The 19,648-nt window shown below is 53.9% G+C and carries 15 protein-coding genes; 4 read left to right on the plus strand and 11 right to left on the minus strand.

What is annotated here, in order from left to right:
* Positions 1 to 76: 76 nt before the first annotated feature.
* Positions 77 to 568: a preQ(1) synthase gene (gene queF / locus ACFPOF_RS19450; RefSeq protein ID WP_378135646.1), complete on the plus strand. Its 492-nt coding sequence runs from the start codon at positions 77 to 79 to the stop codon at positions 566 to 568.
* On the opposite strand, the gene ACFPOF_RS19455 is transcribed toward queF, so the two are convergent.
* The 5 genes from ACFPOF_RS19455 to ACFPOF_RS19475 form a co-directional block, all read right to left on the minus strand.
* Complete coding sequence (locus tag ACFPOF_RS19455; protein ID WP_378135648.1) at positions 495 to 2,558, minus strand: sensor histidine kinase; 2,064 nt, start codon at positions 2,556 to 2,558, stop codon at positions 495 to 497. The genes queF and ACFPOF_RS19455 overlap by 74 nt on opposite strands.
* Positions 2,555 to 3,064, minus strand: a complete 510-nt coding sequence (locus ACFPOF_RS19460) for a response regulator (RefSeq protein WP_378135650.1) — start codon at positions 3,062 to 3,064, stop codon at positions 2,555 to 2,557. The genes ACFPOF_RS19455 and ACFPOF_RS19460 overlap by 4 nt, the downstream gene beginning before the upstream one ends.
* Positions 3,065 to 3,249: 185 nt before the next feature.
* Positions 3,250 to 4,497 (minus strand): WD40/YVTN/BNR-like repeat-containing protein, encoded by a 1,248-nt coding sequence (locus ACFPOF_RS19465; RefSeq protein ID WP_378135652.1) that lies wholly within the window; start codon positions 4,495 to 4,497, stop codon positions 3,250 to 3,252.
* 94 nt (positions 4,498 to 4,591) lie between these two features.
* Positions 4,592 to 5,611 (minus strand): YpdA family putative bacillithiol disulfide reductase, encoded by a 1,020-nt coding sequence (locus ACFPOF_RS19470; protein WP_378135654.1) that lies wholly within the window; start codon positions 5,609 to 5,611, stop codon positions 4,592 to 4,594.
* A gap of 46 nt (positions 5,612 to 5,657) precedes the next feature.
* On the minus strand, positions 5,658 to 6,227 hold the full coding sequence (locus ACFPOF_RS19475) for a PadR family transcriptional regulator (RefSeq protein WP_378135656.1): 570 nt from the start codon (positions 6,225 to 6,227) through the stop codon (positions 5,658 to 5,660).
* 123 nt (positions 6,228 to 6,350) lie between these two features.
* On the opposite strand from ACFPOF_RS19475, the gene ACFPOF_RS19480 reads away from it, so the two are divergent.
* Positions 6,351 to 7,841 (plus strand): DHA2 family efflux MFS transporter permease subunit, encoded by a 1,491-nt coding sequence (locus ACFPOF_RS19480; RefSeq protein ID WP_378135658.1) that lies wholly within the window; start codon positions 6,351 to 6,353, stop codon positions 7,839 to 7,841.
* Between the two features lie 31 nt (positions 7,842 to 7,872).
* Here ACFPOF_RS19480 and ACFPOF_RS19485 read toward each other — a convergent pair whose 3' ends face one another.
* The 5 genes from ACFPOF_RS19485 to ACFPOF_RS19505 all read right to left on the minus strand — a co-directional run bounded on the left by ACFPOF_RS19485 (position 7,873) and on the right by ACFPOF_RS19505 (position 14,750).
* Entirely contained in the window at positions 7,873 to 8,130 is a 258-nt protein-coding gene (locus tag ACFPOF_RS19485; RefSeq protein WP_378135660.1) for a hypothetical protein, read from the minus strand.
* Positions 8,131 to 8,357: 227 nt separating this feature from the next.
* Positions 8,358 to 11,621: a CBM35 domain-containing protein gene (locus ACFPOF_RS19490; RefSeq protein ID WP_378135662.1), complete on the minus strand. Its 3,264-nt coding sequence runs from the start codon at positions 11,619 to 11,621 to the stop codon at positions 8,358 to 8,360.
* 107 nt (positions 11,622 to 11,728) lie between these two features.
* Positions 11,729 to 12,532 (minus strand): carbohydrate ABC transporter permease, encoded by an 804-nt coding sequence (locus tag ACFPOF_RS19495; RefSeq protein ID WP_378135664.1) that lies wholly within the window; start codon positions 12,530 to 12,532, stop codon positions 11,729 to 11,731.
* The gene (locus tag ACFPOF_RS19500) at positions 12,529 to 13,407 is read right to left on the minus strand and encodes a carbohydrate ABC transporter permease (RefSeq protein WP_378135667.1); all 879 of its coding nucleotides are present in this window, start codon (positions 13,405 to 13,407) and stop codon (positions 12,529 to 12,531) included. Before ACFPOF_RS19500 ends, ACFPOF_RS19495 begins: the two co-directional genes overlap by 4 nt.
* A complete protein-coding gene (locus ACFPOF_RS19505; protein WP_378135669.1) occupies positions 13,407 to 14,750 on the minus strand; it encodes an ABC transporter substrate-binding protein in 1,344 nt (447 codons plus the stop codon). Before ACFPOF_RS19505 ends, ACFPOF_RS19500 begins: the two co-directional genes overlap by 1 nt.
* A 182-nt stretch (positions 14,751 to 14,932) precedes the next feature.
* Between ACFPOF_RS19505 and ACFPOF_RS19510 the strand changes: the two genes are divergently transcribed.
* Positions 14,933 to 16,852, plus strand: a complete 1,920-nt coding sequence (locus tag ACFPOF_RS19510) for a cache domain-containing sensor histidine kinase (protein ID WP_378135671.1) — start codon at positions 14,933 to 14,935, stop codon at positions 16,850 to 16,852.
* Positions 16,849 to 18,495, plus strand: a complete 1,647-nt coding sequence (locus ACFPOF_RS19515) for a response regulator (protein ID WP_378135673.1) — start codon at positions 16,849 to 16,851, stop codon at positions 18,493 to 18,495. The genes ACFPOF_RS19510 and ACFPOF_RS19515 overlap by 4 nt, the downstream gene beginning before the upstream one ends.
* A 408-nt stretch (positions 18,496 to 18,903) precedes the next feature.
* Here ACFPOF_RS19515 and ACFPOF_RS19520 read toward each other — a convergent pair whose 3' ends face one another.
* On the minus strand, positions 18,904 to 19,644 hold the full coding sequence (locus ACFPOF_RS19520) for a ThuA domain-containing protein (protein WP_378135675.1): 741 nt from the start codon (positions 19,642 to 19,644) through the stop codon (positions 18,904 to 18,906).
* Positions 19,645 to 19,648 lie beyond the last annotated feature (4 nt).

Here is a 19,648-nt window from a genome sequence, read left to right on the forward strand (position 1 = left end):
TTTTTTTCACGTTCTTTAGCAGGCACTGGGCGTTCCATGGAATCTCTCTCTTCTCACGACGAAGGGAGATTTTTTTATGCGTGCACAAGATGAAATGAAAGACATTACGTTGCTGGGGAGCCAAGGGACGCGTTACGCGTACGAGTACGATCCGACCGTGCTGGAGGCGTTCGACAACAAGCATCAGGGGCGGGACTATTTCGTGAAGTTCAATTGTCCTGAGTTCACGAGTCTTTGCCCGATGACCGGTCAGCCGGACTTCGCCACTATCTATATCTCCTATATTCCGGACGTAAGGATGGTCGAGAGCAAGTCGCTTAAGCTGTATTTGTTCAGCTTCCGCAATCATGGCGATTTCCACGAGGATTGCATGAACATCATCATGAACGATTTGATCGCGCTCATGGAGCCGCGTTATATCGAGGTGTGGGGCAAGTTTACCCCGCGCGGGGGGATTTCTATCGATCCTTATTGCAATTGGGGCAGACCCGGGACTAAGTACGAGGCAATGGCCGAACATCGTCTGTTGAACCATGATCTGTATCCCGAGAAAGTCGACAATCGCTAAGGCCGGCAGGCTGTCCCCGCAGAGGCAAAGTAATCGCCAATTCGCAGCCGAACGGGGAACCGTTCTCGTCTTCGGAAGACCCGACGGTGAACGTGCCGCCGAGAAGCCGGATGCGCTCCGCCATTGTCGATAATCCGAAGCCGGGGTTCGCTTGTCCATATGGAGCGCCATCGTTCCACAACCGAATCTCGAGCTTCTCTCCGTCGTCCGACGATTGCAAGGAATATTTGAACCAGCTGCACCGGCCATGACGAATGCCATTCGTGAGACCTTCCTGCAAAGCATGATAGACGACTTGTTCGGTCAGGCGGCCGAGATCACGCGGGATGTCTATATACGCTTCGATTGCGACTTCCATTGTTTCGACCGTTTCCCTGATTAATTCTCGCAAAGTCGTTTCGAAATTCTCCTGCGGCGCGTCGGATTTGAGCATGCGGACGGTTCGTCGAATATCGTCCAAGCCTTTGCGCACAAGGCCGCTCACCATATCCAGCTTGCCATGTGGCATGGCGCCTTCCTTGGCGGCCAATTTCTTGCTTGCTTCGAGCTGCACGATAGCCGCGGTCAGCGTATGGCCGACGACGTCGTGCATCTCGTGCGCGATCCGGTTTCTTTCTTCCAGGACGGACATTTCCGCCATCGTTTCCGCTTTGTCGCGCAACGTGTCGGACAGCGTCTGGTTCGCCTGCTCCAACTCCACCGTACGAGTTGCGACAAGCTGCTCCAGATTGCGGTGGAATTGCTCCAGTTCGGCGTTTTTCGACTGGAGCTCTTTGGCGTTCTGCTCGGACTCGCGGTACACTTTGCGGACGCGGTAAATAAGGATCATGGCATTGCACACCATAAACAAGAATAGGCCGTTGGCGAGCAAGTGACCGATAACCGTAAGCAAGTAGGGGGCGTCTTTCAGCCATTTATCCATAGAGGAGAACGAGTTGGAAATAATGTGGCCGAGACCGCAGACAACCTGGATGATAAACCCCCGGCGCAGCCATTTTTTCTCGACAGGCGGCTGCGATCCGGCAGGATATTTAAGCATCGCGAAAATGACGACGCCGATGGCAGCCAAAGCAAGCCACGGGAAACCTGCGGTTAGCATTTTCCAATACAGCGTCGGGCTTATTATTCCGGCAACGAGGCAAGCGAATGCGTATATAAGAAGCGTATTTTTCGTAATGCGAACGGGAAGCCGTTTGACGGAGCCAAGCGCTTCGGCGTACAGTCCGGTGAATGCCCATACGCCGATCGGTAGCAGAAGGTCCCGCCAGTAGTACCATTCGTGGACGTCGACGAACCATTGCAGAGACGTACACAAGAGCAGAAGTCCGAAGCCGGAAGTGAACGCGAGCGTCGAGAACCAGAAGAACAGCATTTCTTTTCTTCTCAAATACAAGATAATACCGGCCAAAGTCGCGATCATATAAATGATAGCGTAAACGTATTTAACGGCATCGTTGCGAAGGAAAGAAGCGAGCATTTGGTCCGGATTCCCGGCGAGAATCCACGCATTGGCGAAGAAAGGCAGTCTGTCCCATTCGATGCGAAGAGCCAGTGTCTTGCCTTCGTCTTCCGGATCGATGCGAATCGGGTGGCGGGTCATGAGAAATTGATTAAAGACCGGTTGGTTATCCATGTTGAAGCTGTATACGGAACGGCCGTCCAGCTCGACTTCGAACCGGTTCATGCCTCCGACGAATAAATAGGGGTTCCGCCAAGGGATGGCCGGCAGTGTTCTTTTGACCCACAATGTCCCCTTATAGCTCTCCAACTTGCGCCATTCCGTCTCATCGAACGTTTGCCATTGATTCTCCCCTTCGCCGGGGGGCTTCGGACCGTAATGAACGAGCCAATTTTTCGAAAGCGACGCTACGGGAGAATCGGGGTTTCCCAATCCGACGTCGCCTTTAATGTAAAAGGAAGGGACGAATAATGCGAGCACGGCGACGCATACGGTCAACCAGATGAGCAGGGAAGCGGCTTGTTTTCTCATGGGATCACGTTCTCCCTCAGAAGGCCGACTGCATATGCACGATCGTTGTCGTCGATCTTTCCGTAGATGGCGCCAGCGCCGACGCGGAAAGTCCCTTCGCTCATGTGGACGCCTGCCGCTATTAAGGAAGGAAGCATCGGATGACCCTGGATCGTCAGTCGAATCGCCCGCACGATTTCTTCGCCTCCGATATCCTTCAGCAGATAACCATCTGCTCCGGCGGCTACTGCTTCTATCAACGAACGATGTTCCATGAACGTCGTCAAAATAAGCACGAGTATACCGGGGGAAGTTTGTTTGATCGCCTGCAAGCTTTCGATACCGTTCAAGCGGGGCATGCGAATGTCCATCAACACGACGTCGGGATGCAGCGACGCCGCGAATTCGACCGCTTCTTGCCCGTCGGAGGCAAGCCCGGCCGTGCTCATGTCGTCTTCCAGATTAATGATCGTCTGTAGGCCATCTCTTAGCAAAGACTGATCATCTGCGATCAATACGCGTATCATGGACACCATCTCTTCGTTAGGATGCTTTCAGATTAACACACCGGAAGGTTGATCGGACGACTTATAGACGATGTCATGACCAAAATGACTAAAATCGTGACGCGGGTCACGCGAAAAAGCCCCTGCCGTCGCTCATGGCGAGGCAAGGGGCGGTTGTCAGGCGAGATACACGAATTGGACAGTCGTCAGCCCGGCTTCGCGAACGTATGGGCTTTGCTCCAATTGTTCCCGCCGTCCGAGGAGACGTAGAGCACGGAAGCAGAGGAAGGATCGTTCAGCACCCACCAGAGCTGCTTCGCGTCTGCTGCGGCGATGAGCTGCTGGCCGTAGCCAGGAAAAGCCGGCTTCAAGTTGATCCATGTTTTGCCGCCGTCTGTCGTCTTGCCCATCGTATTCGGCAGATCGCAGGCCGAGCATACGCCGCCCATAAAGGCGACATCTCGATTAACGACGTACAATGGTCCTGGAGCAGACCCCGTATTGCTCGGTACCTGTGTCTTGGCGTTCATCTCGTAGCCCGGGGCAGGTCCCGATCCGGCTTGATTGTTGGCAAGTACAGGCTGCCAATGTTTGCCGGCATCCTTCGTATGGAACAAGGAATAAGACGTCTGGCTCATGCCCGAATCGCCGATCAGCACGATCCATGCGTCGCCTTTGCCGCCGGAGCGAATAATCGCGTTCGTTGCCGGTACGGCTGTCTTCATCGTGTTTACCTGTTTCCAGTTCGCGCCTTCGTCAGTCGTGCGTAGGAAGTTGATTTGCCCGTCAGTCTGGGAGACGGCCCAACCTTCCTTAGAATCGTGGAAGTAGGTGTCCCCGACGACGTTGTCTGGAAGTTTGTAAGTATGCCACGAACGCCCTCCATCCTTTGTATGGGCATTGCCGCTGAAACCTTCCGCGGAAGAAACGAAATGAAGGAACGCCGAATTGGGCAAAGCTCCGGCTTCCGCCCATTTCTTGCCGCCGTCGGACGTATGCAGCAGCGTCTTGTTTTCGCCTTCGTTGTTGCCGAGGGCAGCCCAAGCTTCGCGCCCATTCAAGGCGAACAGTTCATTCGCGGTATAACGATCCGACCACTGCCGATTCCATGTTTTGCCGCCGTCATCGGTACGGGCAATCCAACCGTCTCCGCCCGCCCAGCCGGATTTGAAGTCGACAAGCCTTAGTGCAGTTACGCCGGCCATCTGCTCGGGAGCAGGAGCCGGTTCTGGCGATGCAGGCTCGGAAGCCGGTGCGGACTCCGGAGCCGAAGTGGGTTCAGAAGCGGTTGCAGGCGGCTGGGAGTCCGCGGATGCCGGGATACTTGCCGAGGCGGACGTCGTTTCGACCGCATTTTTCGTGTTCGCGCTTGTGCAGCCAGCCATTGCGAACGAGGTTAGCAAGACGGTCAACCATACTGCAAGCAAACGATTGCTTGAATTTCCGAGGGTCATTTCAATCCACACCTTTTTAATGGAATAGACGATTCGCGTGAAGATAAGGTTCCAGACTCATCGTTCGCTAATCGTCTATTTCATTGTGCCCATATTAGGTTATGGCATTTACTTCCGCGATGCGCTTGGCGATAAGTGTGCCATGGTGGCGGCCGCTCTCGATAAAAATTTCGTTGGCTTCGCGTCCTGCAGCGATAACGCCTGCGATGAACAGTCCGGGTACGTTCGTCTCCATCGTTGCGGGGTTAAACGAGGGAACCGTCGTATCGGCGTCAACGATTGCACCTGCGTCAGTCAACAGTGTCCGCTCCGGACGAAATCCGGTCATGGCGAGGACGAAGTCGTTGTCGATGGTGTACGGTTCGCTATTAGCTTCGTTCGGCTGTACGGTTACCGATTCGGCGTCGATCCGGACGATTCGCGAAGAGAAAATCATGCGGATTTTGCCCCTGTTGACATTGCCTTCGAACAGCGGGCGTACCCACGGTTTAATGCTTGGCGAGTAATCCTCTCCCCTATAGACGACGGTAATGTCTGCGCCCACGCGAAGAAGCTCCATCGCGGCATCGACTGCGGAGTTGTTGCCGCCGATAATCGCGATTTTCATGCCCGTGTAGGGATGTGCCTCTTGAAAGAAATGGCTGACTTTCGGCAACTGTTCGCCGGGAATGCCAAGCATGTTCGGATGATCGAAGTAGCCGGTGGCCACAATCACGTTCCGGGCTGTAACCGAGGCCGTACGGCCGAACCGATCGACCGTTTCCACGCGAAACGAGCCGCCTTCGATCGGTACGATCGCCGTCGCCGTTTCATAGGCGCGAATGCGCAGGTTGCTTCGAAGAGCGACATCACGGTAATACTGCAACGCTTCGCGTCGTGACGGCTTCTCGTTTACGGACGTAAACGGAATGCCGCCGATCTCGAGCAACTCGGCTGTGCTGAAAAATTGCAAATAAGTCGGATATTGATAAATGGAGTGGACGACCGCGTTTTTTTCGATTAGAAGCGGCTCGATGCCGACTTTCTGAAGCTCCAGCGCGGCAGACAATCCGCAAGGGCCGGCGCCGATGATGACGGCTTTTTCGGTTGTTGGGCGTAATTCTTCTTCTGTCATGTTGTTGTAGGCTCCAATGCATATGAAGTTAAAGGGAAGAACAGGATTAATCGTTCCCGGAGTTTTCGTTCGTGTTAGGAATCAAATCGAGCACCCAACGACACCATTCGATGTTCGTGCGGGAAGACATCATCGCCTTGTTCAGCAAAATATATGCACCGAATCGGTCCGAATGATAATTCGGCGATTCGCCGTCGGACAATCCTCCGTCGCGTTGGATACTGGCGATTTTCTCCTCGAATCGAATCAGTTTGGCCTCATAATGTTCCAGCCTGCGTTGAAACAACGGGCGGGCGATTACAGGGTCAACGGCGGATACGCAGTAGGCTTTCAGCATCAGCTCGTCCCGCATTACCGGGTCCGAGGCAGGCTCGGCGAGCCATTCTCGTAATGATGCGAGTCCTTTGGACGTGATGGAATACACCTTTTTATCCGGCTTATCGCTTTGGGAAACCGTTTCGAAAGACACTTGATTCTCTTTCTCCAGAGCGGAAAGCAAAGGATAGATCTGGCTATGCTTGGCAGGCCAGAAAGGTTGTATTCTGAGCATCAGGTCGTACCCGGATAGCGGAGAATGGGAGAGCAGGCTGAGTAAGCCGTACGAGAGCGTATTCAATGATGATCCTCCAGACAATAAGTAAACTTTGACATATAACCGATGTAGGTGTATGATGAATAATCGATTTCTATTATATGTAAATAAAGACATAGTTTCAATCGAAGGGTGCGGGAGAGACGAATGGGAGAAAGCAAACAACAAGAAATACGTTTTTTGCCGATTATGGTTGCTATTTTTATCGGGTCTTTTTTATGTATTTTGGCTTCATCAACGATCAACATTGCGTTGGAAATTTTGAAAAATCATTTCGATACGTCTCTTGACACGGTGACGTGGACGCTTACCGGTTTTATGCTTGCCATGGGAACGACGGCTCCGATCGTTGGTTATCTTGGAGAAAAGCTGAGCTACAAACGACTTTATCTTTATTCGCTGATTGGTTTCACGTTGACTTCGGCGTTGTGCGCGGCGGCTTGGGACGAATATTCGCTGATCGCGTTCCGCGTGCTGCAAGGGGCGTTCAGCGGTTTGATTATTCCTGCTACCATGTCCATTATCTATCAGATCATCCCTCGCGACAAGCAAGCGATGGCGGTCGCGTTATGGGGGCTCGCATCGATGATGGCCCCGGCGTTCGGCCCGACGCTGAGCGGGTGGCTGCTGGAGAATTACGATTGGCAATGGTTGTTCCTCATGAACATCCCTGTAGGCTTGATCGGCATCTGGTGCGTGGCGAAATACATACCGTATTATCGTCTTAGCGTACCGAAGAGCTTCGATTTGTTTGGCTTCCTAACTGTTATTCTAAGCAGTTCGTCGTTGTTGCTTGCGCTCGGGCAAGGTCACAAGTGGGGCTGGGATTCGGCGAAAATCATTTCGCTCCTTGTCGGCGGAAGTATAATGCTCGTCTTGTTCATCTGGAGAGAGCTGACGGCGAAAACTCCGCTGCTGAATCTTCGCGTCTTCCGCAATGGACGGTATACGCTGAACTTATTTATCGCGAATATTTTGACGATCAGCCTGTATTCCGGCACGTTCTTGACGCCGGTGTTCCTGCAAAGAATTCAGAATGTGTCGGCGATCGACACGGGCTTAATCCTGTTGCCTGCCTCGCTAGCGATGGCGCTCGTCATGCCGGTCGTCGGCAAGCTGTATAGCGTCGTCGGACCTCGGTTGCTCATGGCCGTCGGCATCGTACTGCTGACGGTTGGCACACTGACGCTGAGCTGGCTTAGCATTGACGTCTCCCATAGCTACATCCTGTTCTGGATGGTGGTCCGCAACTTGGGTATCGCGCTTGTCATGATGCCTTCGAGCAATGCGGGCATGGAGCTAGTGCCTCGTGAACTGACCGGTCACGCGTCGGCGATCATGAACTGGACGCGTAACGTCTTCGGCTCGTTCGCGATTGCAATCTTCACGACGCTGCTTGCCTCGCGTTCCGTGCATCATGGCACCGCGATGGCGATGGCCGGGGACAAGGATACAGGCCATATCGCTGCGATGGCATTCACCATGAGCGTGAACGACGTATACGTGATCGCGACGTTTATCGCCGTTGCTGCGCTGCCGCTTGCATTGTTCGTTCGGACGATTCGGGCCAAAAAAGTGAGCGAAGAGCAGGGGGCGGTGACGGGTGGCAAGCGCTCGGTGTCGGCTGTCGCGGAATAATTAGTTTTAACCAAAGAGGCCATCTCAAGAGCTATTTGGCGATTTCACGGGCAATAGCCGGGAGAAACCCGCTTGCAGCACCGTGCCGAGCCGAATCGAGCGAAATAAGCGGTAGAAACCCGCTTACAGCATGGTGCCGGGGCGAATCGAGCGAAATAAGCTGAAGAAACCCGCTTGCAGCACCGTGCCGAGGCGAATCGAGCGAAATAAGCTGGAGAAACCTTACAGTTCCGTAGCCGAGCGAATCGAGCGAAATAGGCGGTAGAAACCCGCTTACATACAGAGTCATGAGAAGGGCTGTCCCAAAAGTGTTCGCACGGCATGGGAACGTCCCTATTCACACGGCAAAAGAGCCTCAATTCCCACTGAAAAGTGGGGACTGAGGCTCTTTTTCTTGAGTAAATATAATTCTAAGTGGGGCTCGAAAAATCAAAAATTAACTTTTGAGACAGCTCCTTTTTCCGAAGCGATTCTCTTTTTGAGGCTACTTCTTTTCTAGGTTCGTTGCTTGCGACTCTACTTAATAACGATAGAGTCCAAATTCGGCGTAACTGCCGTGTTGTTATAGAACTTGATCGTGTTCGTGCCCGCATTCAACGTGATAGGAATGGTCGTCGTATACGTCGTGCTCCATGTCGTTCCTGTAAGCGGATAGGCCGTGCCGGTACCGCCGTTAACGCTGATGTAGTACGTCTTCGTGTTGTTGGATAAGTAGCGTACTTCCATCTGATACGTCCCCGCCGTCGGCACCGTTACGTTCGAGAATGTAACGGAATTCGTCGTGTTTCCGCCGATATTATTGACGGCATTGCCAGCCGAGCAGTAGGAGCAGGCGGCGATGCCGACCGTGCCGCTAAGCGTCGCCGATTCCGCTTCGTAAAGCGTTGACGTGGTCGGCGATACGGTAATGCTGTCCAGATTTGGCGCGCTTGCCGTGTCGTTATAGAACTTGATCGTATTCGTTCCCGCATTCAGCGTCACGGGGATCGTTGTCGTGTACGTTGTGCTCCACGATGTGCCGTTCAGCGGATAAGCGGCTCCCGTACCGCCGTTGACGCTGATGTAATACGTCTTCGTGCTGTTCGTTAAATAACGAACATCCATTTGATACGTGCCCGCCGTTGGCACCGTTACGTTAGAGAACGTCACGTAGTTCGACGTATTGCCGCCGATGTTGTTGACGGCATTACCGGACGAGCAGAAAGAGCAGGCGGCGATGCCGACCGTGCCATTTAATGTCGCCGACTCCGCTTCATACGTTCCCGGTCCCGGCCCCGTCGACGTTGAGCCAGTGATCAAATACTTCTGATCGTAAGCCGCAGTGAACGACAGGTTGCCGCCGCTTTCGGTCGGCGTAAACGCGCTTCCCGTCGGTGCACCGCTTGCGTCGAGCGGTTGGATGCTCGCCGTACCTGCGCTCCAAGGACTGCTGATCGTTACCGTTTGCGAAGTGTGCGTGGCGTTGGCGTTGCGAACTTGAACGTTCTGAACGGTACCGCCGGACAGCACGCTTGAAATTTCGATACCGCCTTTGGCAAGTAGCCGCTTGAAAGAGGCAGCTTGGCTCGTCGGCCAGCTAGGGAACAGCTTGATGACGCCGTCTTCGCTCTGCATCAGCATGGAGTTGACGCCTTCGATCCCCCCGGATGTTTCGATGCCGCCGCCGCCTTCGTAAGCGGTAATGTTGCTCGATCTCCACAGCTTAGTCGAAGTGGCGTTTGTCAGCGAAGCTTTGAATCGGGCGAACAGATCGGCTGCCGGCCAGCCGAGTCTGGCCGCGACCGGCCATACTTTAGGGAAGCCGTTATGGTTGCTGTAGCCCGTCTGCGCCCATGGATGCATATAGGTGAGCGTATTCATGGCGATCTGATGATAGGTTGTATCCGTGCTGCGATAAGATTCTCCGGGGAACACGGAGCCCTCGAGCTGCACAGGCTGACCGTCGACGTAAATGTAAGCTGGAGCCGCATCGTTCGGGCCCATCACTTCCATCAGCACGTAGACCGGCGTGTTGGCAACGCCGTCAACCGTGAAGTTCTGCGTCGGATAAGCGGCGATGTGATCGTACAAGTCTTGCCATGTAGGTACCATGGCGGAGTCCACGCCGAGCTTCTGGCTCGCGTCGATCAGGAACTTCATGTATCGCTTGATGAATCCGATATCGATCGCCGGATTGAGATCGTCGCCGCCTTCGTGCGCCGAGCTGTGCTGAATATCGTATTTGTAGTTGCTGCCGCCCAGATTCACCTTCGTCACGTAATCGAGGAAGAAGGCGCCGATGTTTTTGGCGATCGGGTACAGCGTGTTCTGCAAGTAGGTCGTGTCGCCCGTGTACTCGTAGTACCAGATGAGCGGCATGACGGCGAAGCTGCCGTTGGACTTCTGGTCTTGCAATTTGGTCCAGTCTTTCGTCGCGGCCGGAGAATTGACCGTTGGCGCCGATTTGACCAGATCGTACGGCGTTAAGCTGCGTTGGTACAAAATGCCTTTGTATCCGGCCGAAGCGGTCTTGTTCTGTTGATAAGGCGCTTCGGTGGCGATTAAGTTGATGTAGGGCAAAGCGGTGTCGGAGCGGTTGCTTGAAAATGCGCCGTAGTAGAGTGCTTCGGCATTATAGTTGAGGAAGTACCTACCGCCGAATGACGCGGTGTCGTTCGTGACCCAGTTGCCCCACATTGAAGGAGGCGTTGCAACGTTCGCTCTACTGGACGAGCCGAGCACGTAAAGCGCGCCGTAGTAGTACGTGTTCATGACGGAATCGTTCAGATCGACGAAAGACTTCATCCAGAAATCTTTCCACCATGCTATGTGATCGGTTTTCGCCGTGGAGATGCCCGTTCCCGTCAAGGCGTTTACTGCGTTGATTGCGTTCGTCTTGACGGTCGACAAGGAGAGAGTCGCACTGCCGGTACCGACGCCGCTTTTGATCGACGTGACGAGTGTTACGGGAGTTCCTGGGCTGAGCGTAAACGTCCCTTTCGCGTCCGATGTGCTGTTCGTCGTGCTGCTGAAAGTGCCGCCGATCAGCTTCGTTGCGATGGCCAGACGGGCTTTGTAGTCGCTGGACCCATTCAGGTTATTTTCCCGAGTCGCCCACAATACGCCGCTCGTCACGCCGGCCGTGTACGGATATGTGCTGGCGGCATCCTGAGTGACGTTGGAAATTTTGATCGAATTCGGCACCCATAAGTCGGCATTGATCGTAACCGCGCTGCTTCCGGCGGGGCTGGACAATTCCGTCACGAAGACGTCGTCCGTGTCAGAGATCCACGAAGTCATCGTGACTGTCGTGCTGCCGAATTGCATCGTCGTTACGACTTGGGCGTTCTGGATGTCTTGCTTCATACTGTAGACGGAAGCTGGATTCGTGCTTGCCGTCGGCGAATCGATCGTCAGTCCGCCACCCGTCAGAATGGAAGACTGCCAGGACGGCGCGTTAACGGTGTCCGTCGGGTTCTTGATTGCGTTGCCCCAAAAATCCGTTTTCGTAAAATAAAACTTCTGGCTGCTGACCGTGTCTCCCGCGACAGCTCCGATGCTTCCATTGCCAAGCAATTGCCCCGGCGTAAAACCATTGGTCTTGACTCCGCTGATCGGTGTCGTAACCGTCGGTGAAGCTGCAGAGAGCAGTGTTTGCAGTGCGGCCCAATCGTCCGTCTGCTCCGACGCGTACGCTTGGGGCAGCTTGCTGCCCGGCACGATCGGCGTCATAAGCGAAAGCGTCACTAACAAAACAAGTCCCCAAACCAATCCTTTCTTGCGTTGCCTTGCGTTCATCATTCAAACCTCCTCCTAAGAATGAAGTCGGCACGTCTCTTTCTTAGGGCGTGTCTGAACACTCGCTCAGGGGCATCTTTCTGGCTGCCTTCGGAGTATTCAGTCGCGCCCTAGCCCTTCACCGCACCCGACATCATTCCCGACACGAGATACCGCTGGCCGATGAAATAAGCAATGATAATCGGCAGCGTCGTGAGTATGATCGCAGCGCAGACAAGGTTCCAGCTCGAGACGTACATGCCGTAAAAACCGTAGACGGCTAGCGTCATCGGGTTATACGCAGTTTTGTTGAACACGTAAAGCGGCAAAATAAAGTCGTTCCACGCCGACATGAAGTTGACGAGCAGCGATGTGACCATCACCGGCAACAGCAGCGGGAATACGATACGGAAAAACAGCGTCAGACTGCCGCTCCCGTCGAGCACGGCGGACTCGTCGAGCTCGCGGGGGACAGATGAGATGAAGCCGTAGTACAAGAACACGGTGAACGGGACCATGAGCGCGGCATAGAGCAGAATAACGCCCTGGAACGTGTTCATGACGTTCAGCATCTGCATAACCTTGATCGTCGGAATCATATTGATCGGCGCGATCAGCCCGATAATAAAGAAGTAGTAAACTCCGCGCGAGGTACGGGAACGTCTGCGGGACAGGACATAGGAAGCGAGTGCGGACGTTAAGTTGGTCAGCAGCACCGACCCTACGGCGATAATCATGCTGTTACGGAAAGCCCGCATCAACTTGCCTTTCTCGATTACCGTCTCGTAGTTGCCCCATTGGAACGATTTGGGCCAGGCGAGGTTCATCAGATCCGCTTCCGTTTGCGTCTTCAACGAGTTGATGACGATCAGCAGCAGCGGTACGACGAACAGCAGCGCTAGCAGCCAGCCGACGACTTCTTTCGTCAGTTTCATCGTTCCACCTCCGTTCTGCGAGAAAGCATCGACAGCACCGACAAAGCGATGACCGTTGTCATCAGGAACAGAACAACTCCGATCGCTGTTGCGGAACCGTAACGTCCGGCGGAAAATTCCCTGAACACGGCGGTGTTCATTACTTCGGTGACATTACCGGGGCCGCCGCGCGTCAGCACGAAGATGAGGTCGAATACTTTAAATCCGTTAATCAGGTTGAGGATCAAGTTGATCGTGAAGGCGGGCATGATCAAAGGCATCGTGATTTGAAAAAACTTCGCCCGTCTGCTGGCGCCGTCAATCGAAGCGGCTTCATAGTAGGCTTTATCGATCATTTGCAAGCCGGCCAAATAGATGATCATGTTAAAGCCGACGAACTTCCACGTTTCCACTGAAATGACCGCGGGCATTGCGTAGAGCGTGTCGATCAGCCAGCCTTTCGTCCAAGACGAAAGGCCGACCGCAGACAGCGCATTGTTAAGCAGGCCGTGGTTCGCGTCAAATACAGACGCGAAGATCAGGCCGATAATGAGCGGCGAAAGCGAATACGGGATAAAGAAAATCGTCCGCAGCGCATTGCGCGACTTGAGCCCTTCATTCAACAGAATGGCCAGGCCGAGCCCGATGACGTTTTTCAGCAGCGTGGTCGCGAGTCCGAAGATGACCGTGTTCTTGAAGTAATGAACGAAACCGGATGTGTCATCGAACAACTGGCGATAATTGTCCAAACCAATGAAATTCATCCGGTCGTTAAAGCCGTTCCAGTCCGTCATCGAGTAGTAGAAGCTGAATAGGCTCGGAATAAAGAACAGCAGTGAATAGACGACAACGGCCGGTATCAGAAACGCGAGCGGATAAACCTTTTTCTCGTTCATTATTTAGCGAGTGCCATCGACTTGGCGCGATTGTCGTCAAGCTGTTTCAGCATCTTCTCCGGTGTCGTCGAGTTCAGCAGCAGGTCTTGCGACGCTTTGCCCCAAGTTGCGCCGTCGAAGAACGTTGTGGCGACTTCGAACGACATCGGCATGTCGCCGCCCGATTCCTGCTGCATGCTCTTCATGCCTTCCGTTTGCGGTTTTACCTCCAGACCTTTGATCGACGTCTCGCCAAGGTTGTCGTGGCCATTGTAGTAAGCCTTCACGTTATCGTCGCGCATGAGGAATTCCCAATATTTGCGAATCTCGTCCATATGTTTTGTTGTCTTGGATACGACTTGCACTTCGCCGCCGGCAGAAACGCCGAAGCCAGTGTTGTCGGCAAGCGGGATCGGGAACATTTTCCATGTATCCGCTTTCGAATCCGGGAATTTCTTGACGACTTCTTGCTGGTACGATGTGTAAACAAGGTTCATCGCGTATTTGCCCGTTGCGAGTGCTTCATACCCGTGATCCCAGTCGTTGGACAGGACGTTTTTGCCGAAGAAACCTTTCTTGTTCAAGTCGGAGAGTTGTTCCAGCGCTGTTTTGAACTCCGGTACGTCCGAATATTTGATTTCGCCGCTATTAAGCTGATCGAACAGTTTAGGATTTGTTTTGAGCGCCTTTGGCGTCACTTCCGTAACCCAGATCGGAGTATGCCAGCCGTCTTTGCCATTTTCATAGATTGGGGTTACGCCGTTGTCGAGCAGCGTTTGGCATACTTTGACGAAGTCGGCGTACGTTTTCGGCACTTGAAGGTTGTACTTGGCGAACATTTCCGGATTGTAGAGCATTCCCCAGCCGTCTACGGAGAAGAGGTTGAATCCGTACAGTTTGCCGTCGACCGTCGAACCGTTGATGGCCCAGTCTTTCATTTTGCCGACCCAGCTTTCGCCCGACAGATCCATTAAATATTTGTCCGGTTGATAGTTGCGCATAATGATGCCGGCATCCATCAGCATAATGTCCGGAGCTTCCTGAGTCGCGAGTTTTGTCTTCAAAATGTCGCGATACTGGTCATCGGGGTAAGCCTGAATGTCGACTTTGATGCCCGTTTCCTTTTCGAACTTGGCCGCGAGCTCCTTGTCGATGTCTTTGATTTGCGTTTGCATCGCCGCATAAGAGATCGTGACGTCGCTTTTGGCCGGTGGAGCGCTTGCCGAAGCGGTAGGTGCCGACGATCCCGACGGGGATGCGGCTGGCGAGCTTGTGTTATCGTTGTTGTTCCCTTTGCCGCATGCGCTTGCGACGAGCGCGAAAGTTGTCAAACAGATTGCTGCGGTGTATCCAAGTTTCTTCATTCCATTATCCCCCTGCGCTGAGTGAGTGGAGCATATTTCTGCTCGCCCCAACTATAAAGCGTTTTCAAAGTCGATTCGATGCACAAAACGATTCTCCTGAACTGGACATTTTTGATCGCGGTCCTGAGGCAGTTCGCTCGTGCTATAATCATAACAGACCACGCTCATAGAAGGATGATACGATGCTGCGAGAGCGCTTTCACTTTCAGTCGATCCGAACGAAGCTGTTCGTCACCTATTCTACGCTGATCATAGGTATCGTCGCTTTGCTGTCGGTCGCGTTCTATGCGTATGCAGCGAATATGCTGACCGATCGCGCGTCGGAAAACTTGTTCCGTTCCGCTTCCTATGCGTCGAACCAATTGGACGCCGAATTCGGATTTATGGACAGCACGGCGGTCAAAATGATCTTCTCCAAAAAAATCAAAGAGCTGTTTTTTACCGAGCTTGACCCGAACGATCAGGACGTCATTTTTCAAAATCAACGGCAACTGAACGAAATGGTCTATTCGATCATGGGGCCATCCGCGTTAGGTTGGCAGGTTAACTTGTTCGACATGAACGGACGTTTCTACGGCACGGGGAGTTATTCGAAGAGCGGCTTTTTTCCTGCTGATAAAATGAAAGGGCTTGCATGGGCACAGGAGACGATTGAGCTTGGAGGAGGCAAACATTTCTCGCTGCCGCACGAGGACGATTGGGAACCCGGCGGGCGGAAGGTCGTTTCCTTAAGTCGGTTGTTTATGCTCGATCTGGGCTCTAGTCAACAAGGCATTATTGAAATTCAGATGAACTACGACAAGCTCGCCCGCCTGATCGCGCCAGTGACAGTCGACCCGTCCGGAGGCCGCACGCCGGGGACACGAATTTACATTCTGAACGAACGGGGACAGTTCGTTTATCCGAGCGATCCGGGAGACGCTTCCGTCTCGGCTCAAGCTTATTGGAGCGCGGCTTCGAAGATGACGGGACCATACGGCTCTCTCGATTGCCGCGATCCGGAGCGTTCACGTTCGGACGTATGTGGGTATTCTCGTTCGGACACGACCGGATGGACGGTAATCGTCGCCCAGTCTCGCGCAGAACTGCTCGAGCCGGTGTTCGCTTTCCGTAACACAATGCTCGCTGGAGTGGTTGGGCTGCTCCTGCTCACGCTTCTTGTGTCTTTTTTCGCGGCAAAAGGATTGACGAACCCGATCAAAGTGATGCATGCTTCGATCCGCGCGCTCAGCATCGAGAATTTGCAGCCGACCTCCGTTCGCGAGACGAACAAGGGGCTTAACGAGCTGGAACTGCTCGATATTTCTTTCCGGCGAATGTGCGTGCGGCTAAAAGATTCCATCGAGGAGGCGCTCGCCTCCAGATCCAATGAAATGCAGGCCCGGATGGCCGCGTTGCAGGCTCAGATCAACCCGCACTTCCTGTACAACACGATTACGAACATTAGCGTGATGGCAGAAGAGCGGGGGCAGGACGATATCGTGCTTGTTTGCAAAAATTTAAGCCGAATGTTCCGCTACATTTTGTCGGGTAGCAGCGAACGAGCCACGCTTGGAGATGAATTCGATTACGCGGAAAATTATTTGTCGTTAATGCAGATTCGTTACGCCAGCTTGCTAGAGTATACAATCGATGTCGACGAGGCGCTCCGGGAAGTACATGTGCCAAAGCTGATTGTACAGCCGATCATCGAGAACTGCATCAAACACGGCATTCACGTGCAGCCGCCGTGGCATATCCGGTTGACGGGAAGGCGGCACGGGAATCGGTGGACGATCGAGATTCGCGATAACGGCACCGGATTTGCGGAAGGGAATCTGGATGTTCTGCGTTTGCGGCCGAACGGTTTCGGCGGCGGGGAAGAATGGGGGCAAGGGCAGGGGAAGGAGCAAGGACCGGGACAGGGACAGGGACGCTCCGACGGAGCAGGTATCGGCATGGGACTGGCCAACATCGCCGAACGATTGCGACTGCTGTACGGCGGTCAAGCCGTATTCGAGTTGTCCAATCCGCCGGAGGGCGGTGCTTGCGTCGTTATAGGAGGCGCAATCGCTTCGGTTGGAGCATGGACATCTGACCAGAAGGAGATGACAGGAGCATGAGCAGGGAGGTGCCTTATCGCGTCGTCGTTGCCGAAGATGAACCGCTTATTCTGAATAATATTTGCGCCAAAATAGAGCGAGAGAACCATCGTTTCAGCGTCGCAGGCAAAGCTTTGAACGGTCAGCAAGCTTGGGAAATGATCGAGAGGCTCAAACCGGACGCGTTGTTTACCGATATTCGTATGCCGATGATGGACGGACTCGAGTTGATCCGCCTTGCAACCGAACGCTATCCGTCGATGCAGATCGTCGTCATCAGCGGCTTCGACGATTTCGCGTACGCTCAGCAAGCGATCCGATACGGGGTTAAAGGATATTTGCTCAAGCCTGTCGAAGCGGAGGAAATGAATGCGCTCTTGCGTAAATTGGACGACGAGCGACAGTCGCGAAGCGACGGGCGGGAGAAAGAGCAGTTGGCGGAAGCGCTGCAGACCGGCCGGCAGGAGCCGGATAGCTTGCGGCAGTTCGAGAATCGTCTATTTCGGTTGTCGCTTGTTCATTTCGGACATTTGGCGGGGCCGTTTGCGTCCCCAGGGCTGGCTTCGTTCTATGAGCGGCTATGGGAGCGCGGGAGTCCGGCCGCGATGGGAAAATGGCCGTGGCCGCCATCCGGCGGGACGATTTTGGCGGTCGTGGCGCGGTCGTTCGGCCGTTTTCTTGTAACGGAGTGCGAATCGGCGGCGTTGACGGCAGGAGGCCGGGAGGACGGCGACTTGGCGTCGACGGGAAACGGGCTTGAGGAAGGCGTATTGGCGAATGAAGATTCGAGTGTCAAGCATTGGCTGGATGAGTTGAGTCGGGCGGTTGCTCCTTATCCTGCAACGGTTGCAGTTTGCCGGACCCCTGTGGCTTTCCAAGATTTGTACGAGCAAGCGCAAGCACTTGTTCGAACGATCGAACGCGGGGCCGTGCCAGGAACGGCCCAAATACTGTATCCGGGCGAGGAGGAGAGCGGCGGAACCGTCTCGTGGCTGCGGACAAGCGAGCAGCAGAAGATCGGCGTGTTGCTGCAGAGCGGCAAGAAGGCGAATTTTCGCAAGGAAATCGCCGACCTGTTCAAGCAGTGGGAAACGGAGCGTTGCCCGCAGAGAGTTGTTGAGAAGCGACTGATGCACTTGCTGCAATTGACGCATCAGCACTCGCTTCTGCTGAACGAAGCCGAGGTCAGCCACCTGGAATACGAGATGCTGTACAAGCTAGGCGAAGCTCGCTGTTTAAGCGACATCGCGGACGATGTGGTCAGTTTGCTGGACAGCGCCGCATTCGTCGAGGAAGACAGGGACCACCGGGATACGACGGAACTGGCTCGGCATATCGAGCACTATTTGGACGAGAATTTCGCCCGGACGATTACGCTAGCGGATATTTCCGACCAATTTTCATTCAGTCCGTCATACATTACGAAAATATTTAAGCAGCACCACGGCGTTGGCCCGTTGAAATATTTGATCTCACTACGCATCGAGGAGGCGAAACGGCTAATCGCTCGCCACCCTGAGCTCAGCTTTAAGGAAGTCGGCAGCGCCGTCGGCTACGAGGACCCGAACTATTTCAGCCGCATCTTCAAAAACACGACCGGCTGCAGTTTAACCGACTTCGGCCGGCAATGCCGGGGACAAGAACCGTCTGGCGGGGGTGAGTGACAGGTAGCATGGCGGTGGTGGGGCCAAATTAATGCGTCGCTCGAAGTAACTTGCCGGAGAGAGCATGGTCTGAGCGGGAATTAATGCGTCGCTCGAAGTAACTCGCCGGAGAGAGCATGGTCTGAGCGGGATTTAATGCGGCGCATGAAGTAACTCGCCGGAGAAAGCATGGTCTGAGCGGGATTTAATGCGTCGAACGATGTAACTTTCACGGTTGGCTTCTCCTGAACGATTAATCAAAGAGTAATCAGCGATTGGGGGTGCGAGCGGGGAATGAGCTCCGAGTTCCGGCACACAACAGCTATCTCTTTGCACCGGTTGCCCAGCAAGGTTTCCGAAAAAACAAAAAAGTGGCGGAACGAGGGAGTGAACTCCCTGTTCCGCCAAATTTACATATATAAAGCCGATTCAGCTTTTCTTCTGAGGCAGCGCCTCCAGAGGTTGAGCATTACCGAACACGGGGGCCGGCGTGCCGGCGACAGGAGCTGCCCAGCGCACGGAGTTGGAGATTACGCGGAGTACGTGCGGATTATAATAGGTTGGTAAAGATTCGTGACCCGGACGGAAGACGAAAACTTTGCCTTTGCCCCTCGTGTACGTAATTCCGCTTCGGAATACTTCGCCGCCTTGGAACCAACTGATCATAACGACTTCTTCGGGCGGAGGGACGTCGAAAAACTCCCCATACATTTCCTCTTCCGGCAATTCGAAATATTCCGGTACGCCGTCAACAATCGGATGGTTCGGCTGAACGATCCAGATGCGCTCCTTCTCATCGGCTTCCCGCCATTTGATTGCGCAAGATGTGCCCATCAACTTCTTGAAAATTTTCGATTGTGTCCCGGAATGCAGCACGATAAAACCCATGCCATCAAGAACGCGGCGATGGATTTTCTCCACGATGTCATCGCGGAACCCGTCAACGAGAATATGACTCCACCAGACAAGGACATCCGTGTTGTCCAGCACCTCGTCGGTCAGTCCGTGATCGGGCTGATCCTGCGTCGCCGTCCAGACGAAATATTGCTGCTCCTTCAAATACGCGGCGATAACCTTATGAATGCCATCCGGATAAATCCGGCGGGCCGGTTCATAATGGTTCTCGTGATGAAATTCGTTAAAAACAGTGACGCGGATCGGTTGGCTCATTTTA

Source organism: Cohnella soli (genome assembly GCF_042655525.1).
GTDB lineage: Bacteria > Bacillota > Bacilli > Paenibacillales > Paenibacillaceae > Cohnella > Cohnella soli.

Bases quoted from the DNA above. Each gene is read 5' to 3' on its own strand.
- queF (WP_378135646.1), top strand. From the start codon at position 77: ATGCGTGCACAAGATGAAATGAAAGACATTACGTTGCTGGGGAGCCAA.
- ACFPOF_RS19455 (WP_378135648.1), bottom strand. From the start codon at position 2,558: ATGAGAAAACAAGCCGCTTCCCTGCTCATCTGGTTGACCGTATGCGTC.
- ACFPOF_RS19460 (WP_378135650.1), bottom strand. From the start codon at position 3,064: ATGATACGCGTATTGATCGCAGATGATCAGTCTTTGCTAAGAGATGGC.
- ACFPOF_RS19465 (WP_378135652.1), bottom strand. From the start codon at position 4,497: ATGACCCTCGGAAATTCAAGCAATCGTTTGCTTGCAGTATGGTTGACC.
- ACFPOF_RS19470 (WP_378135654.1), bottom strand. From the start codon at position 5,611: ATGACAGAAGAAGAATTACGCCCAACAACCGAAAAAGCCGTCATCATC.
- ACFPOF_RS19480 (WP_378135658.1), top strand. From the start codon at position 6,351: ATGGGAGAAAGCAAACAACAAGAAATACGTTTTTTGCCGATTATGGTT.
- ACFPOF_RS19485 (WP_378135660.1), bottom strand. From the start codon at position 8,130: ATGACTCTGTATGTAAGCGGGTTTCTACCGCCTATTTCGCTCGATTCG.
- ACFPOF_RS19490 (WP_378135662.1), bottom strand. From the start codon at position 11,621: ATGATGAACGCAAGGCAACGCAAGAAAGGATTGGTTTGGGGACTTGTT.
- ACFPOF_RS19495 (WP_378135664.1), bottom strand. From the start codon at position 12,532: ATGAAACTGACGAAAGAAGTCGTCGGCTGGCTGCTAGCGCTGCTGTTC.
- ACFPOF_RS19500 (WP_378135667.1), bottom strand. From the start codon at position 13,407: ATGAACGAGAAAAAGGTTTATCCGCTCGCGTTTCTGATACCGGCCGTT.
- ACFPOF_RS19505 (WP_378135669.1), bottom strand. From the start codon at position 14,750: ATGAAGAAACTTGGATACACCGCAGCAATCTGTTTGACAACTTTCGCG.
- ACFPOF_RS19510 (WP_378135671.1), top strand. From the start codon at position 14,933: ATGCTGCGAGAGCGCTTTCACTTTCAGTCGATCCGAACGAAGCTGTTC.
- ACFPOF_RS19515 (WP_378135673.1), top strand. From the start codon at position 16,849: ATGAGCAGGGAGGTGCCTTATCGCGTCGTCGTTGCCGAAGATGAACCG.
- ACFPOF_RS19520 (WP_378135675.1), bottom strand. From the start codon at position 19,644: ATGAGCCAACCGATCCGCGTCACTGTTTTTAACGAATTTCATCACGAG.